We start from the raw sequence: 16,797 nt of genomic DNA on the forward strand, positions 1-16,797 counted from the left end.
CCGACTGCTCAAACGCCTCGCCGATCTCGGGTGTCAAGTGGTTCCCATGGCTCATGCTGTCTAGCGCTTCCTAGTAGTTCGATGACATGAGCCTTGCCGTCCTACGCAGCCGGGCGCTGACCGGCATCGCCGCGCCGCCGGTGCGGGTCGAGACCCACCTTGCCAACGGCCTGCCGGCCTTCACCATCGTCGGCCTGGCCGACACCGGCGTGCGCGAAAGCCGCGAGCGCGTACGCGCCGCCATCCTCAACAGCGGCTACGAGTTTCCCAACCGCCGCATCACCGTCAACCTGGCCCCGGCCGACCTGCCCAAGGAATCCGGCCGCTTCGACCTGGCCATCGCGCTCGGCATCCTGGCCGCCAGCGGCCAGATCCCGTCCGAGGCACTGGATGCGCATGAGTTCGCCGCCGAGCTGTCCCTGTCCGGCGAACTGCGCCCCGTGCGCGGCGCGCTGGCCATGGCCATGGGCCTGGCGCGCGACAACGCCGCCCGCGCCGCCTCCGGCGAGGCGCCGCGCGCCTTCCTGGTGGCCGCAGGCAATGGCGCCGAAGCCGCGCTGATCGAGGACCTGGCGGTGCATGCCGCCGCCACGCTGCGCCAGGCCTGCGACCACCTCTGCCCACTGCCGGAGGCGCGGCTGCCCCGCGCCATGCCGGCGTTGCTGCCCGCCACCACGGACCGCGGCCCCGACATGCGCGACGTGCGCGGCCAGGCGCAGGCACGCCGGGCCATGGAAGTGGCGGCCGCCGGCCAGCACTCCGCCCTGCTGGTGGGCCCGCCGGGCACCGGCAAGTCGATGCTGGCGCAGCGCCTGCCCGGGCTGCTGCCGCCGATGACGCTGCAGGAAGCACTAGAGTCCGCCGCGGTCATGAGCCTGACGCCGGGCGGCTTCCGCACCGCGCTATGGGGCCAGCGCCCGTGCCGGTCGCCGCACCACACGGCATCCGGGCCGGCCATGGGCGGCGGCGGCGGCAACCCGCGCCCGGGCGAGATCTCGCTGGCACACCACGGCGTGCTGTTCCTGGACGAGCTGCCCGAGTTCGACCGCAGGGTGTTGGAAGTCCTGCGCGAGCCGCTGGAATCCGGCCGTATCACCATCGCCCGCGCCGCCGGCCACGCCGACTTCCCCGCCTGCTTCCAGTTCGTCGCCGCGATGAACCCCTGCCCGTGCGGCTACCTCGGCCATCCCGACCGCCCCTGCCGCTGCACGCCCGACCAGGTGCGGCGCTACCAGTCCCGCATCTCCGGCCCGATGCTCGACCGCATCGACCTGCAGGTGGAAGTCCCCGCGCAGGACCAGGGCGAGATGCTCGACGGCCCGCCCGGCGAACCCAGCGCCATGGTGCGCACCCGCGTGCTGGCCGCGCGCGAGCGCCAGCTGGCCCGGCAGGGCAAGCCCAACAATGAACTGGGCGGACGCGAGATCGAACAGAACTGCACGATGGAACCGCAGGCGCAGGCGCTGCTGCGCGGCGCGATGACGCGGCTGGCGTGGTCGGCGCGGTCGTACTACCGCGTGCTGAAGGTGGCCCGCACCATCGCGGACCTGGAAGGTGTCGAGGTGCTGACCGCCGCGCACGTGGGCGAGGCGATCCAGTATCGGCGGGCGTTGCGGATGGCGGGCGGTTGAATGCCTAACCTACCAGCGAAGCCAGCGTCGCAGCCCCCACCGGATCCATCTCCTTTGGCACCTCGCGCCGCGCCAGGCACCCCTGCATGTCCGACGCGATCGCCTTGCCCAGTTCCACGCCCCATTGGTCATAAGCGTGGATGCCCCAGATCGCAGCCTGCACGAAGACCTTGTGCTCGTACAGCGCGATCAGCGCGCCCAGCGATGCGGCGTCGAGCGTGTCCAGCCAGAGCAGGCTGACCGGCACGTTGCCGGGGAAGGTGCGATGCGGCGCGAGCCGCTCGGCTTCCTGCGGCGGCAGGCCGGATGCCGACAGGGCGGCCAGCGTTTCATCGTGGCTGCGTCCGCAGGACAGCGCGCTGGCCTGCGCCAGCAGATTGGCCAGCACCAGCTGGTGATGCTTCTGCGCCTGCGGCAGCGGCACCTCGCAGCGGCGCATGCCGATCAGGTCGGCAGGCACCAGGTGCGTGCCCTGGTGCAGCAGCTGGAAGTAGGCGTGCTGCCCGTCCAGGCCCAGGCCGCCCCAGACGATGGGGCCGGTATCGTGGCCCACTACCCTGCCCGCCGCGTCCACGCGCTTGCCGCACGACTCCATGTCCTGCTGCTGCAGGTAGGCGGGCAGCCTGGCCAGCGGCGCCGCGTAGGGCGCGACCAGTTGCGTCGGCGCGCCCAGAAAATTGCGGTTCCAGATGCCGCATAGTGCCATCGCCACCGGCAGGTTTTGCGCCAGCGGGGCGCTGCGGAAATGCGTGTCCATGGCGTGCGCGCCATCCAGCAGCGCGCGGAACTGGCGCGGGCCGGCGGCGATCATCACCGGCAGGCCGATGGCCGACCACAGCGAATAGCGCCCGCCGACCCAGTCCCAGAAGCGGAACACCTGCTGCGGCAGGTAGCCCTCGGCCACCGCACGCGCGGCGTTGGCGGTGATCGCGGCGAACTGTGCCGGCACTTGCTCCTCCGGGCAGCCGTGGTCCAGCAACCATTGCCGCGCCGAGGCGGCGTTGATCAGCGTGTCGTGCGTGGTGAAGGTCTTGGACGAGACCAGGAACAGCGTGGCAGCGGGATCGGCATGGCGCAGCACGGCGTATAGCTGCGCCGGGTCCGGGTTGGAGACGAAATGCAGCTGCACGGCGCTGGCGTGCGCGGCCAGCGCCTCACAGGCCATGCGCGGTCCCAAATCGGAACCGCCGATGCCGAGGGTGACCACATGCCGGACCGGCGCGCCGCCGAAGCCGCGCACGCTGCCCTGGCGCACGGCATCGGCAAAGCCGCAGGCGCGCGTCAGTTCCGCTTCGATTTCCGCCGCCAGCTGGCTGCCCCAGGGTGGATCCGCGTCGGCGCCGCCACGCAGCGCGACATGCAGCACGGCGCGGCCCTCGGTGGCGTTGACGGGCTCGCCGGCGAGCATGGCGTCGCGCTGCGCTTCGATGCCCGCGTCTTGCGCCAGGGCCAGCAGCGCTTCATGGACAGCGCGGCTGATGCGCTGCCGCGTGAAGTCCAGTTCGATGCCGGCAGCCGACAAGCGCGCGTAGTCGCCGCGGCCCGGCTCGTGCACCAGTTCACGCAGATGCGGCAGCGGCTGCGCCGCCAGCGCGGCGAGAGCCCGCCATGCAGGGCGTTCGGTCAGCCGCATCACGCCTCCTCCGACCACTGCACGCCTTCGCGCGCCATGAACGCCGACGATGCCGCCGGGCCCCAGGTGCCGGCGGTATAGGGGCGCGGGTTCGCGTCCTGCTGGCGCCACGCTTCCAGGATCGGGTCGACCCAGGTCCAGGCGGCCTGCAGTTCATCGCGCCGCACGAACAGCGCCAGCCGTCCGCGGATCACGTCGAGCAGCAGGCGCTCGTAGGCTTCGGCGCGCCGGGAGGTGAAGGCCGAGTCCAGGTTCAGCGCCAGGCTCAGCGGTTTCAGCTTCATGCCCTCGCCCGGCTGCTTGACCATCAGCGTCAGCCGCACCGACTCTTCCGGCTGCAGCCGGATCACCATGCGGTTGGGCTGGAGCGTGCTGCCGGCATCGAAGATCGAATGCGGCACCTCGGCGAAGTTGATCACCACCTCGGTCACGCGCTCCTGCATGCGCTTGCCGGTGCGCAGGTAGAACGGCACCTTGTTCCAGCGCCACGTGCCCAGCTCGGCGCGCATCGCGACGAAGGTCTCGGTGCGGCTGTCGGGCGGAATGCCTTCTTCCTGCAGGTAGCCGCGCACCAGCTCGCCGGCGATGGCGCCCGCGGTGTACTGGCCGCGCACGGTATTGCGGCGCACGTCCTCGGGCGACATCGGCCGCAGCGAGCGCAGCACCTTGAGCTTTTCATCGCGCACCGCATCGGAGGTGAGCGATGCCGGCGGCTCCATCGCCAGGATGCTGACCAGCTGCAGCAGGTGGTTCTGCACCATGTCGCGCATGGCGCCGGCCTCGTCGTAGAAGCCGCCGCGCGTGCCAACGCCCACGGTCTCGGCCACGGTGATCTGCACGCTGCGCACGAACGGCGTGCGCCACAGCGGCTCGAAGATCGAATTGCCGAAGCGCAGCGCCATCAGGTTCTGCACCGTTTCCTTTCCCAGGTAGTGGTCGATCCGGTAGGTGCGGTCCTCGCTGAAGTAGCGGCTGACCACCTCGCCGATGCCGATGGCCGAGGCCAGGTCCACGCCCAGCGGTTTTTCCAGCACCAGCCGGGTGTCGTTGGCGATCAGGCCATGGCTGGCAAGGTTGTCGCAGGTGGCCGCGAACAAGCCGGGCGGCATCGCCATGTAGTAGATGCGCAGCGCGTCCTGGCGCAGCTGCGCGGCCAGCGCCGGATAGTCCCCGGACTGCGAGGCGTCAACGTGCACGAAATCCAGCCGCTGCAGGAAGGTCTGCCATTTGGCCGGCTCGAGGTAGCGCGCATCGACAAAGGGTTGCGCGCTTTCATCGGCAAAATTGACAAAGGCCTCGCGGTCCCAGCGGTGCCGGCCCACGCCGATGATGCGGGTGCCGTCGGGCAGGTTGCCGTCGCGGTGGCACATGTAGAGCGATGGCAGCAGCTTGCGCGCCGACAGGTCGCCGGCGCCGCCGAAGATGACGAGGTCCAGCGGCCGCGCGTCGGCAGTGCCGGAGGAAGAGGCGGTTCGGGTGGTTTGCATGACGGACTCCTTGCTTGCCGGGGCGGCGTGGGGCGGTATTGGGGGCAGTATGGGCCGGCTCAGCGCGTCTCGGTCACCTTGCGCAGGTACTGCGGCTGGTCGGGATTGCGGCCGCGCGCCAGCGCCAGCGCCTGCGCCGCGACATAGAAGCTCTGGATGGCGCAGATCGGATCGAGCAGCGGATGGCCGGCCGGCACCAGTGGCAACTCCAGGGGCAGCTCCGCATCAACCGTGCCAGGAGGCGCCGCCAGCAGCACGCGCGCACCACGCTTGCGCATCTCGGCGGCCAGCGCCAGCAGCCCGGCCTGTTCCGGTCCGCGCGGCGCGAACACCAGCAGCGGGTAGCCGTCGCCGATGATTTCCATCGGGCCGTGCCGCACTTCGGCGCCGGAGAAGGCCTCGGCCTGGATGCCGGAGGTCTCCTTGAGCTTGAGCGCCGCTTCCTGGGCGATCGCCAGGCCCGCGCCGCGGCCCAGCACGATCATGCGCTCGACGTCGCGCAGCGCGGGCACCAGCGCCGACCAGTCCTGCGCGGCCGCTTGCGCCAGCGCGGCCGGCAAGCCTGCGCAGGCATCGACCAGCTCGCGCTCGCCGCTGCGCGCGGCCTCGAGATGCCCCACCAGCAGCGCCGACATCGACAGCATGGCGATATAGCTCTTGGTCGCAGCCACGCTCTGCTCGGGGCCGGCGAGCAAGGGCAATTCATGCGCGCACGCCTGCGCCAGCGGCGAATCGGGCGCGTTGACCAGCGCCACGGTGGCGGCGCCGCCGTCGCGCAACGCCTGCATGGTCTCGACCAGGTCCGGGCTGCGGCCCGACTGCGAGAACGCCACTGCCAGCAGCCCGGCCACGCGCAGCGCGCTGTCGTGCAGCGTCACCGTCGACATCGGCAGCGAGGCCACCGGCACGCCCAGCCGGCGCGTGACCAGCGTGGCAAAGTAGCTGGCGGCATGGTCCGAGCTGCCGCGCGCCACGGTCAGCGCCGCGGGCCAGGCCTGCGCGGCGAGTTGCGCAGCCAGCGCGGCCACGCGCGGCGCCTGCGCCAACTGCGCGGCCACCACGGCCGGCGCGCTCAGCGCCTCTTCAAGCATTCTCGACACAGCATTCTCCTTCGACATAAACAGTGCGCACCGAGAGCGCGCGGTCCAGCACGACCACGTCAGCCCAGCAGCCCTGTGCCAGCATGCCGCGGTCGGACATGCCCAGGTACTGGGCCGGATAGAGCGACACGCGCCGCGACGCATCGGCCAGGTCCAGCCCGATCGACACAAAGTTGCGCAGCGCCTGGTCCATGGTCAGCACGCTGCCAGCCAGCGTGCCGTCGGCCAGGCGCACGCTGCCGTGGACCTTGTAGACGGTCTGGCTGCCCAGGTGGTACACGCCGTCCGGCATGCCCGCGGCGGCGGTGGCGTCAGTCACCGCATACAGCCGCGGAATCGCGCGCAGCGCGGCGCGGATCGCGCCCGGATGAACGTGCAGCAGGTCGGGGATCAGCTCGGCAAACTCGGCATGCGCCAGCGCTGCCGCCACCACGCCGGGCGCGCGGTGCTGCAGCGGGGTCATCGCGTTGAACAGGTGGGTGAAGCCACTGGCGCCGGCATCCAGCGCGGCTACCGCGTCCTCATAGGTGCCCAGCGTGTGGCCCAGCTGCACGCGCACCCCGCGCGCGGCCAGCAGGCGGATGATGCCCAGGTGCCCCGGCAGTTCGGGCGCCAGCGTCACTACCTTCAGCGGCGCGGCGCCCAGGTACTGCTCCAGTTCTTCGGGCGTGGCAGTGGCCGAGGTATCCGGCTGCGCGCCCAGCTTGCCGGGATTGATATACGGCCCTTCCAGGTGCACGCCCAGCATGCGCGCCGCGCCGGGCGGGCGCTGCGCACAGGCCCGGCCCAGCGCCTGCAGTGCGCGCAGCAGCACGTCGTGCGGCGAGGTCATGGTGCTGCCCAGCAGGCTGGTGGTGCCAAAGCGCACATGCGCGCGCAGGATCACCGGCACCGCGGCCTCGCCATCCATGAAGTCCTTGCCGCCGCCGCCGTGGTTGAGCAGGTCGACAAACCCCGGCAGCACGTACGGGGCATCGTTGTGCTCAGGCGTGGCGGGCACGCCCTCGATGCGCGCGATGCGTCCGTCCGGGCCGGCATGGATCTCTCCGAAGATCCAGCCGGCCGGCGTCAGGATGATTCCTTTCATGGCAATGCTCTCCAATAATGAATCACCGGCCAGCCACCGTCAGAACAGGTGGATGATGCCGGCATAGGCGTTCGCCCCGGCGCCCGGCATGGTGTCCGGCGACGCCTCCACCGAGAAGGTGGCATTGCGCGAGTTGAACACCGACGCCACCGTGCCATACAGCGAGGTGCGCTTCGAGAAGTCATACTTTGCGCCCAGTGTGACAAGCGTGCCATGCCCGCCGCTTTGGTTCAGGGTGGCGTAGTAGACGCCGGACAGCAGCGTCAGGGCGTGGCCAGTGGCGGCCAGGTGGACGATGGTGCCGTCGCAAGGCGCCACCAGCGTGTCGCTCAGGGGGTCGATGGCCAGGCCGTCGCCGAACATGCCGTCGGCAAAGACCGGGTCCGGCACCGCCGCGAGGGGAAGCAGCACTCCGCTTACCGGAGCCCGCAGCAACAGGGTTTCGCTCGTCTCAGCCATCTTGCTTCCAGAAATCGCGGCAGCCGGTGCGGGAATGCGGCGGCGCCAGGGTCAGGGGAAAGATAGACGGCCACTGACAATAAAAATACCAGTGAAAATCACTACGACGTAATTGTATCTAAGTGGCATCTTTATTGAGATAACGCAAAGCAGCCCTTGCACGGCTCTCACATTGGCCGGATTCATCGAAAAATCCTTGAATACGCCTAGGACGCCTAGGATTTCCCTGAATCCCGGCAGCGCTTTCCGGCAGCATAGTCAGCGAAACCATTCCAATACCAATTGACGAGGTGCAAGGCTGTGGCGTTTCCATCACCCAGGCAGCGCAAGTCCGGCCACATCGACTCGAAATGTCCTAAAGTGGTATCATCTCCCCCACATTCTGGTACCTACGAGGATTCGCAATGGATCAACGGCTGCAGGCGCTCAAGCCGGACGAAGCGGAGGCGACGCCGATCTACCTGCAAGTGGCGCGCAGGCTGGCTGCGGCCATCCAGGCCGGCCAATGGCGGGTGGGCGATGCGCTGCCGTCCGAGCGCACGCTGGTGGATTCACTGGGGATTTCACGCGTCACGGCCCGCCGCGCGCTGCAGGTGCTGGCGGAGGACGGCGCGATCACGCGCAGCCGCGGCGCGGGCACCTTTATCGCGCCGCGCCCTGAGCCGAAGGCGGCGCGGCTGGACAACTTCAGCGAGCTGGCGCGCCGGCGCGGCATGACGCCGGCCAGCGAGCTGGTGGCGTTCGAACGCCGCCGCGCCACGACGCAAGAGGCCACGGCACTGGCACTGCCGGAAGGCGATGAGATCGTCAGGCTGACCCGCCTGCGCAAGGCCGACGGGCAGATTTTCTGGATGGATGTCACCACGCTGGCGCTGGCCGTGCTGCCCGACGCCAGCGCCATCGGCGAATCGCTGTACGCCTACTTGGAGCGGATCGGCAAGCCAGTGCTGCGCGTCACCGAGAAGCTGCGCGCGATCGTGGCAACTGAGGAGCTGGCCGCACGCCTGGGCATCGAGCCGGGCGAGCCGCTGCTGCACATCCGGCGCACCGGCTACACCCATGGCGACCAGCCGGTCGAACTGACCGACGCGTACTGCCTGAACGACTTCTACGAACTGAAGCAGTAGCGCCCGGCATGCCCGGCCACCGGCGGCTCGACCGGGGGCGGGGTCGGGTCTTCCTCTGGCGGCAACGGCAAGTCCGGGGGGATGCCCGGCGGCCCGGGCTCTTCGACCGGGGGCACGGTATGGCGCGGCTGCAGGCGCGCACCGGCGTGGGGGTTCGGCAAGGCGGGCATGCGGGGTCTCCGTGGCCGGGTTTCCTCCTCATTGAAGCAAACCCGGCCGGTGCGCGCCAGTAATGATGCAGACCCTGCTCAGGCGTGTTGCCGGCGCACGAAGAACAGCGCCGCGCCCACCGCCATCAGCACGCTGCCAAAGAAGCGGTTCTGCCAGCGCACCGCGCGCGCATTGCGGAACAGCCCCTGCATGCGCGAAGCCAGCAGCGCATAGCCATGCATCACCAACAGGTCCACGCAGCACATGGTGGCGGCCAGGATCGCCAGCTGCAGCGCCAGCGGCCGGTTGGGATCGATGAACTGCGGCAGCACCGCGACCATGAAGATGATGCCCTTGGGATTGGTCACATTGGTCAGCAGGCCGGTGGCAAAGCGCCGGCGCCGGCTCATCACCGCCACGCGCACGGGGGCGGCGCTGCCACCCTGGTCCGCCCCACTCTCCATCTTCGCGCGCCATTGCTGCACGCCGAGGTAGATCAGGTACAGCGCGCCAATCGTCTTGACCACCATGAAGGCCTGCTCCGAGGCCAGCAGCAGCGCGCCCAGGCCGCCGCCCGCCACCAGCAGCACGATCACCAGCCCGGCCTGCAGGCCGAAGATGGTGGTGGTGGTCCTGCGCAGCCCGTATGAGAGCCCATGGCTCATCGACAGCACCGCGCCCGACCCCGGCGACACGGCGATCACCCAGCACGCGGCGAAATAAGCCAACCACACTTCCCAACGCATCCCAACTCTCCTTTGACAACAACCATGCCGGGGCCACGCTCCCGCAGCCACGGCACAAATAATCTTTCCTGCGGCGCGTCAGAACGGGTGGAAGCCGCCCAGGAACTGCTCCACCTGCTCGGCCTGGCGCGCGTCGCGCGCGGCATCGCCCGATTCCAGCACCACCGCCTGGTACGCGCGCGTACCCACGGCCACCAGGCGCGCCGTCAGCCGGCGCGGCGACTGGTCCTGCGGCGACACCCCGCTGGCCTGCACTTCCACGCCGGCAAGCGGGCGGCCCGGACGGTCGGCACTCATCACGGTGACGGGCCGCGCGCGCGGCTCGCCCGACGGCGTGCCAAGGTTGGCCAGCAGGCCGGCCTGCATCGCCGCCAGCGCCTCGCGCCGCAGCGCTTCGTCATCGGCGGGCAGCGTCACCACGCCCACGGCGAAGAGCGTGTCGTCGACGCGCGCGGCTTCCATCGTCATCGGCAGCTTGCGCCCGGCAATGGTCACGTCGCGCGCGGCGCTGGTGGGCTTGCCCGGATAGAGCGCGGCATAAGCGCCCTCGCCGGACTGGATGGTGCGCCAGTCATAGCGCGGCGAACAGGCGCACAGGGCCAATGCCAGCGCGGCGGCACAGCACAGCAGCGGCCGGCGGACAGCGGCAGGAAAGCTCGGCGGGGGCTGCACAAGACGCATCGGGGATCCATGGGGGGACGGCGCGCGCAGGCTGCGGGCGGCGCTGGCGGGCGCCATCGCCTGCGGGCGGAAACCGGTATTATCCCGAAAGCGGCGCGCCAGTGCTTGCCGCGCCGCTCCCGCTACCCCCTGCCCCCACGTTCCAGCCATGCCTGCCGCCCGCATCGCCCGCCACGCCTTTGCCATCACCAGCCTGCGCTGGGTGGCCGCGAGCGCGTTGCTGGCAGCCGCGGCCGGCATGCCCGCAGCCGCGGCCAGCCCCGCCCACCTGCCGCCGGCCACCGACCTGGGCGCCCACGGCACCGAGGCCGCGCGCCGCGGCGAGCCGCTGGTGGTGCTGGTGTCGATGCCGGGCTGCAGCTATTGCGACGCCGTGCGCCGCAACTACCTGGGCCCGCAGGCCGCCGCCGGCGAGATTGCCGTGCGCGAGCTCGACATGACCGCCGACACCCCGCTGCGCGATGCCGACGGCAGCCTGACCACCGCGCGCGCGTGGGCGCGGGCGCACCAGGTGCGGGTGGCGCCCACAGTGCTGTTCCTGGACCGCCAGGGCCGCGCTGCCGCCGGCCCGCTGCGCGGCATGCAACCGGATTTCTACGGCGCCTACCTGGAACAGGCGCTGGACCAGGCACGCGCCGCCATCGCCACCCGGCGCTGAATGGATGGGGCGCTTGCGGCAGATTGCCGCAGCCCGGCCCCGCGCAGCGCGCGAACGCCCACGGCATTAGAATGTCCCATTGCTGACCGAACCTGCCCGACCCGGATTCCATGACCACTGCTGCCCCTGCCACCAAATCCTCCCGCAAGCCCTGGCCCATCGTCGTGGCCGTGGTCGTGCTCGCGCTGCTGGGCTGGTTCGGCTACCGCGCGCTGTCGCCGGCCAACGCGGCCCCGGCGGCCACCTTCACGCTGCTGTCGGGCGAGAAGGTCAGCACCGCCGACCTCAAGGGCAAGGTCTACATGATCAACTTCTGGGCCACCAGCTGCGCCACCTGCGTCAAGGAAATGCCGGACATGGTCCGCACCTATGAGCAGTTCAAGGGCAAGGGGCTGGAATTCGTCGCCGTGGCGATGAACTACGACCCGCCCATGTATGTGATGAACTACGCCAAGACGCGCGGCCTGCCATTCAAGGTGGCGATGGATTCCGACGGCGCCGCGGCCAAGGCCTTCGGCAATGTGCAGCTGACGCCGACCACCTTCGTGGTCGACAAGGACGGCCGCATCCTGAAGCGCTATGTGGGCGAGCCCGAGTGGGACGCCCTGCACAAGCTGCTGGATGGCGCGCTGGCAAAGTCCGCGTAACGCTCCCGGCGGCAACCGCAGCGAAAAGGTGCTCATCGAGCACCTTTTTTTGTTTTTACGCACGATCGCCAGGGCAGCAGGTTGCGCGACGTCCCTGTATGGATATACAGTTGGCGCCAGCCTTTTCTGAGCCTTCCCCGAGCCCCGCCTGTGACTTTGGAACTAGCCCCCGCCGCCGACCTCGCTGCCCCTGAAGCCGATGACGTCCCCGCCTACCTGTCCCGGCTCAACCCGGAGCAGCGCGCCGCGGTGGAGCACGGCGGCGACGCGCCGCTGCTGATCATCGCCGGCGCCGGCTCGGGCAAGACCAATACGCTGGCGCATCGGGTCGCGCACCTGGTGCTGGCCGGCGCCGATCCGCGACGCATCCTGCTGCTGACGTTCTCGCGCCGCGCCGCGGCCGAGATGGGACGGCGCGTCGAGCGCATCGTCGACCAGGCGCTCGGCACCCAGACCGGCGCGGGGCGCGCGGCGCTGCAGTGGTCCGGCACCTTCCACGCCATCGGCGCGCGCCTGCTGCGCGAATACGCCGAGACCCTGGGCCTGTCGCCCGCCTTCACCATCAGCGACCGCGGCGATGCCGCCGACCTGATGCACGTGGTGCGCCACGACTTGGGCCTGTCGGAGACCGCCAGCCGCTTCCCGAAGAAGGAAACCTGCCTGGCGATCTACTCGCGCGTGGTCAACACCCAGGCGCCGCTGGAAGACGTGCTCAGGCAGCAGTTCCCGCGCTACGCGATGTGGGCCGATGCGCTGCGCACGCTGTTCGCCGGCTATGTCGAGGCCAAGCAGAAGCAGCATGTGCTGGACTATGACGACCTGCTGCTGTACTGGGCGCAGGCCATGGCCGAGCCCACCATCGCGCAGGACATGGGCGCGCGCTTCGACCATGTGCTGGTCGACGAATACCAGGACACCAATGCGCTGCAGGCGTCGATCCTGCTGGCCATGCGACCGGACGGCCGCGGCCTGACCGTGGTGGGCGACGACGCGCAGTCGATCTACGCCTTCCGCGGCGCCACCGTGCGCAATATCCTGGACTTCCCGGCGCAGTTCACGCCGGCCGCGCAGCAGGTCACGCTGTCGCAGAACTACCGCTCGACGCAGCCGATCCTGCAGGCCGCCAACGCCGTGATCGGGCTGGCGGCCGAGCGCTATACCAAGGACCTGTGGTCCGAACGCGCCTCGGCCGAAAAGCCCGGCGTGATCGTGGTCAACGATGAGGCCGACCAGGCCCGCTACGTGGTCGAGCAGGTGCTGGCGCGGCGCGAGGCCGGCCTGACGCTGATGGCACAGGCGGTGCTGTTCCGCGCCGCCGACCACAGCGCGCAGGTAGAGATCGAGCTGGCCCGGCGCAATATCCCGTTCGTGAAGTTCGGCGGGCTGAAATTCCTTGAATCAACCCACGTCAAGGACGTGCTGGCGGTGGTGCGCTGGCTGGAAAACCCGCGCGACCGCATGGCGGGCTTCCGCACGCTGCAGCTGCTGCCCGGTATCGGCCCCAAGACCGCGGCGCGCGTGCTCGATGCGATGGCGCTGGCCACCGAGCCCTTGTTCTCGCTGCAGGAATTCGAGCCGCCGCCGGCCGCAGCGCCCGCCTGGGCCGACCTGCTGGCGCTGGCGCGCGCGCTGATGGCGCCGACCTCGCCGTGGCCGTCGGAGTTCGAGCAAGTGCTGGCCTGGTACGCGCCGCACCTGGAGCGCCTGCACGACGATGCCGCCGCGCGCCAGGCCGACCTGCAGCAGCTGGAGCGCATCGCCGCCACCTACGGCGCGCGCGAGCGCTTCCTGACCGAGCTGACGCTGGACCCGCCCAGCGCCTCCAGCGACGAATCCGGCGTGCCCTCGCGCGACGAGGACTACCTGATCCTGTCGACCATCCACTCGGCCAAGGGCCAGGAGTGGAAAGCGGTATACGTGCTCAATGCGGTCGACGGCTGCATGCCGAGCGACCTGGCGACCGGCACCACCGAAGAGATCGAGGAAGAACGGCGGCTGCTCTATGTGGCGATGACGCGGGCCAAGGACCACCTGGATATCGTGGTGCCGCAGCGCTTCTACGTGCACCAGCAGGTGGGCTTCGGCGACCGGCATGTGTATGCGTCGCGCACGCGCTTCCTGCCGAATCGCGTGATGCCCAACTTCCACAGCCGTGCCTGGCCGCCGCCGCCGATGCCGGGCGAGGCGCCGGCAAGGCCGGCGCTGGCGCCGGTGGACCTGGCCAGCCGGATGCGCAATATGTGGCGCTGAGCCTGCGCGCTACCCCGGCGCCAGCGCGATGTGCTTGTACTCGACGAAGTCATCGATCGCGGCCACGCCGTTGAGCCGGCCCAGCCCCGACTGCTTGTAGCCGCCCTCCTCGAATTCGTCGTAGACCGACGCCCAGTGGTTGATCCACACGGTGCCCGCCTCGAGCGCGCGCGCCATGCGCAGCGCGCGGTCGACGTCGCGCGTCCACACGCTGGCGGCCAGCCCGTACTCGCTGTGGTTGGCCAGTGCCACCGCCTCGGCCTCGGTGTGGAAGACCTGCAGCGTCAGCACCGGGCCGAACACTTCCTTCTGCACGATCTCCATGTTCGGGTCGTCCACCTCCAGCAGCGTCGGGCGGTAGAACGCGCCGCGCGCAAGCGGGCCTTCGGTGACCGGCCCGCCGCGCACGAGCACGCGCGCGCCGTCGGCAATCGCCGCTTCCACCATGCCATCCACTCGCGCCACGTTGGCCTTGTCGATCAGCGGCCCCATCTGGCTGGCCGCCTCGGCGGCCGGGCCGACGCGTACCGCGGCCAGCCGGTCGGCCAGCCGCTGGCGCAGCGCGTCCGCCACGCCGCGCTGCACCAGCAGGCGCGAGCCGGTCATGCAGAACTGCCCGGCGAATACCGTGAGCGCCTTCTCCAGCACCGGCAGCGCCGCGTCGAGGCTGGCATCGTCGAACACGATCATCGGGGTCTTGCCGCCCAGCTCGAGCCCGAACCGCTTCAGGTGGCGCGCGCCCGCGGCGCTGATGGCGCGGCCCGTGGCCGAGCTGCCAGTGAAGCTGATCACCGGCACGTGCGGCGACTCCACCAGCGCGCGCGAGCCTTCCGCGCCCGACTCGCTGAACAGGTTGACCACGCCGCGCGGCAATGACGGCGCGCGCGCCATGATGCGCGCCACCAGCGCATTGGTCAGCGCCGTCTGCCCCGGCATCTTGATCACCGCGGTGCAGCCCGCCGCCAGTGCCGGCGCCAGCGAGCGCACCATCAGCACCACCGGCGAATTCCACGGCACGATGATGCCGGCCACTCCCATCGGCTCGCGCAGCACCAGCGACAGCCGCCCCCGCCGCGGCTCGGCGGCGCGGCCGTATTCGGTGAGCGCGAGCCCGGCGTAGTAGCGCAGCTTGGCCGGCACCATGCCGACCTCGAAGGCGGCCTCGGCGCGCACCTTGCCGTTCTCGGCGCAGAGCATGTCGGCCAGCGTGTCGGCATGGCGCTCGAAGGCATCGGCCAGTTCGTTGAGCACCCTGGCGCGCAAGGCGCGGTCGTGCCGCCACGCGCTCGCCTGCAGCGCGCGGGAGGCGGCGCCGATGGCCTGTTCGGCCTCGGCCCGGCCGGCGTCGGCGTAGCGGCCGATGACGGCGGAGGTAGCGGGGTCGATGGCGTCGCGGTACAGGCCGGAGTCCACCCATTCGCCGTCGATCCAGTTCAGTGCCGTGGGCATGGTCATGTCGTCGTTCTCCGGCTCAGGCAAAGCGGCTGGCGATGCGCTCGGCCGCGGCGATGGTGGTGATGTTGGTCGCTACCGAAGGCACGTCGGGGAAGATCGAGGCATCGACCACGCGCAGGCCCTGTACGCCGTGCACATTGCCCTCCAGGTCGACCACCGCCGCCGGATCGCCGGCCACGCCCATCGGCGCGGTCGAGGTGGGATGGTGATAGGTGTCGAGCGTGGCGCCCACCGCCTGCAGCACGGCCTCGTCGCTGGTGGCCTGCGGGCCGGGGTTCAGCTCGGCATGGATCAGGTCCGCCAGCGGCGCGGTGCGGCCCGGGCTGCGCGCCAGCCTGATGCCTTCCAGCAGGCGCTCGCGGTCCTGCTGCATCGAGAGGAAGTTCAGGTCGATCTTTGGCGCCACCGCCGGATCGCGGCTGGCCAGCCACAGGCGGCCGCGCGACTGCGGGCGCGTCAGCGCCACCGCCAGCACGAAGCCCACGCCGGTGGGGCTCTGGTCGTGCGGGAACAAGTGGGTGGCCGTGATGTGCAGGTCCAGTTCGCCGGGCGTGGCGCCGGTGCTGCGGGTCCACACCTTGGCGCCGATCGCCGGCGACTGCGCGCCGATCCGGTCCGGCCGGGCCGCGTAGGCGTTGTAGAAGAACGGATGGTCCACCAGGTTGCGCCCCACCGGCGCGTCCTTCACCACCGGGATGCCGAGTTCGCGCAGGTGGTCGAACGGACCCACGCCCGAGCGCAGCAGGATGGCGGCACTGCCGTAGCTGCCGGCCGACAGGATGACCTCGCCGGCATGGATCTGCTCGCCATTGGCCAGTTGCACGCCGATCGCGCGCCGGCCTTCGAACAGAACCTTGTCGACCAGCACATCGGCGCGGATGGCCAGGTTCGGGCGGGCCCGCACCTCGTCGGTCAGGTAGGCCATGCCGGTGTTCACGCGCACATGGTCTACCACGTTCATCGGATACGGGCCGACGCCGTGCGCATCGGCATCGTCGAAGTCGGCAATCGCACGGAAGCCGTTGGCCAGCGCCGCATCGATAAAGGCGCGCTGCATCGGCGTGACGTCGGCACGGTTCAGCTGGCGCACCGGCAGCGGCCCGCTGCGGCCGTGCAGCGCGTCGCTGCCGCCGGTGCGGCGCTCCAGCTTGCGGAAGAAGGGCAGCATCTCGTCGTAGCTCCAGCCTTCCAGGTTCCAGCGCCGGAAGTCCTCCGGGCGCGCACGCAGCGCCACCGCGCCGTTGACCGCCGAGCTGCCGCCCAGCACCTTGCCGCGCACCGCGCCGATCGGATGGTCGACGTAGCCGGGCTCGGACTTGTAGCCCCAGTCGAACGCGGCCGGCGCCACGCTGTCGCTGCTGGCGATCGCGTCGGGATAGCCTTGCGGCGCATAGCTGTGCCCGGCTTCGAGCAGCAGCACATTGCGCTGGCGGTTCTCGCTCAGCCGCCGTGCCATGACCGCGCCAGCCGAGCCGCCGCCGACCACGATCACATCAACGGCGCGGGCCGGCCCGGCAGTGCGCGGCTGGTCGGCACTGGCGGCCTGGGCGAGGCGGCCGAACGAGCCGCCGCAGGTGACGGCCGCGGCGGCCAGCGTCAGGCTGTGGCTGAAGAACTTGCGCAGGGAAGGCTTGGGGTTGCGATGCTTGGAGCGGGTCATGGTTGTCTGTGCGTTTCCGTTCTGGG

The 16,797-nt window shown here is 70.4% G+C and carries 14 protein-coding genes and 1 pseudogene; 5 read left to right on the top strand and 10 right to left on the bottom strand.

The window, feature by feature from the left end; translation table 11 throughout:
• The first annotated feature begins 86 nt into the window (after positions 1 to 86).
• Positions 87 to 1,631, top strand: coding sequence for a YifB family Mg chelatase-like AAA ATPase (locus tag AC07UK_RS34880; protein ID WP_494687733.1), 1,545 nt, complete (start codon positions 87 to 89; stop codon positions 1,629 to 1,631).
• A 4-nt stretch (positions 1,632 to 1,635) separates the two neighbouring features.
• Here AC07UK_RS34880 and pgi read toward each other — a convergent pair whose 3' ends face one another.
• From pgi to AC07UK_RS34905, 5 genes and pseudogenes are all read right to left on the bottom strand, one after another.
• Entirely contained in the window at positions 1,636 to 3,264 is a 1,629-nt protein-coding gene (gene pgi, locus AC07UK_RS34885; RefSeq protein ID WP_494687732.1) for a glucose-6-phosphate isomerase, read from the bottom strand.
• On the bottom strand, positions 3,264 to 4,751 hold the full coding sequence (gene zwf / locus AC07UK_RS34890; protein WP_494687731.1) for a glucose-6-phosphate dehydrogenase: 1,488 nt from the start codon (positions 4,749 to 4,751) through the stop codon (positions 3,264 to 3,266). Before zwf ends, pgi begins: the two co-directional genes overlap by 1 nt.
• A 59-nt stretch (positions 4,752 to 4,810) precedes the next feature.
• Complete coding sequence (locus AC07UK_RS34895; RefSeq protein ID WP_436223030.1) at positions 4,811 to 5,842, bottom strand: SIS domain-containing protein; 1,032 nt, start codon at positions 5,840 to 5,842, stop codon at positions 4,811 to 4,813.
• Positions 5,835 to 6,938: an N-acetylglucosamine-6-phosphate deacetylase gene (nagA, locus tag AC07UK_RS34900; protein WP_494687730.1), complete on the bottom strand. Its 1,104-nt coding sequence runs from the start codon at positions 6,936 to 6,938 to the stop codon at positions 5,835 to 5,837. The genes AC07UK_RS34895 and nagA overlap by 8 nt, the downstream gene beginning before the upstream one ends.
• Positions 6,939 to 7,196: 258 nt before the next feature.
• A pseudogene (locus tag AC07UK_RS34905) lies at positions 7,197 to 7,397 on the bottom strand (PTS sugar transporter subunit IIA); the annotation flags it as partial.
• Positions 7,398 to 7,801: 404 nt separating this feature from the next.
• Between AC07UK_RS34905 and AC07UK_RS34910 the strand changes: the two are divergent.
• Positions 7,802 to 8,524, top strand: coding sequence for a GntR family transcriptional regulator (locus AC07UK_RS34910; protein ID WP_436220719.1), 723 nt, complete (start codon positions 7,802 to 7,804; stop codon positions 8,522 to 8,524).
• Here the strand turns inward: AC07UK_RS34910 and AC07UK_RS34915 are convergent.
• The 3 genes from AC07UK_RS34915 to AC07UK_RS34925 form a co-directional block, all read right to left on the bottom strand.
• Positions 8,506 to 8,694 (bottom strand): hypothetical protein, encoded by a 189-nt coding sequence (locus AC07UK_RS34915; RefSeq protein WP_436220718.1) that lies wholly within the window; start codon positions 8,692 to 8,694, stop codon positions 8,506 to 8,508. The genes AC07UK_RS34910 and AC07UK_RS34915 overlap by 19 nt on opposite strands.
• A 78-nt stretch (positions 8,695 to 8,772) precedes the next feature.
• Positions 8,773 to 9,420: a LysE family transporter gene (locus tag AC07UK_RS34920; RefSeq protein WP_494687729.1), complete on the bottom strand. Its 648-nt coding sequence runs from the start codon at positions 9,418 to 9,420 to the stop codon at positions 8,773 to 8,775.
• Positions 9,421 to 9,498: 78 nt separating this feature from the next.
• Positions 9,499 to 10,101, bottom strand: coding sequence for a hypothetical protein (locus AC07UK_RS34925; protein WP_436220716.1), 603 nt, complete (start codon positions 10,099 to 10,101; stop codon positions 9,499 to 9,501).
• 148 nt (positions 10,102 to 10,249) lie between these two features.
• On the opposite strand from AC07UK_RS34925, the gene AC07UK_RS34930 reads away from it, so the two are divergent.
• From AC07UK_RS34930 to AC07UK_RS34940, 3 genes are all read left to right on the top strand, one after another.
• Positions 10,250 to 10,759, top strand: a complete 510-nt coding sequence (locus AC07UK_RS34930) for a SoxW family protein (RefSeq protein WP_316152608.1) — start codon at positions 10,250 to 10,252, stop codon at positions 10,757 to 10,759.
• 110 nt (positions 10,760 to 10,869) lie between these two features.
• Positions 10,870 to 11,406 (top strand): TlpA disulfide reductase family protein, encoded by a 537-nt coding sequence (locus tag AC07UK_RS34935; protein WP_436220715.1) that lies wholly within the window; start codon positions 10,870 to 10,872, stop codon positions 11,404 to 11,406.
• A gap of 150 nt (positions 11,407 to 11,556) precedes the next feature.
• On the top strand, positions 11,557 to 13,656 hold the full coding sequence (locus AC07UK_RS34940) for an ATP-dependent helicase (RefSeq protein WP_494687728.1): 2,100 nt from the start codon (positions 11,557 to 11,559) through the stop codon (positions 13,654 to 13,656).
• Positions 13,657 to 13,665: 9 nt separating this feature from the next.
• Here AC07UK_RS34940 and AC07UK_RS34945 read toward each other — a convergent pair whose 3' ends face one another.
• Positions 13,666 to 15,111: an aldehyde dehydrogenase family protein gene (locus AC07UK_RS34945; protein WP_494687727.1), complete on the bottom strand. Its 1,446-nt coding sequence runs from the start codon at positions 15,109 to 15,111 to the stop codon at positions 13,666 to 13,668.
• Positions 15,112 to 15,127: 16 nt separating this feature from the next.
• A complete protein-coding gene (locus AC07UK_RS34950) occupies positions 15,128 to 16,771 on the bottom strand; it encodes a GMC family oxidoreductase (protein ID WP_494687726.1) in 1,644 nt (547 codons plus the stop codon).
• Positions 16,772 to 16,797: the final 26 nt, after the last annotated feature.

This window comes from Cupriavidus sp. GW821-FHT07C08 (genome assembly GCF_059419025.1).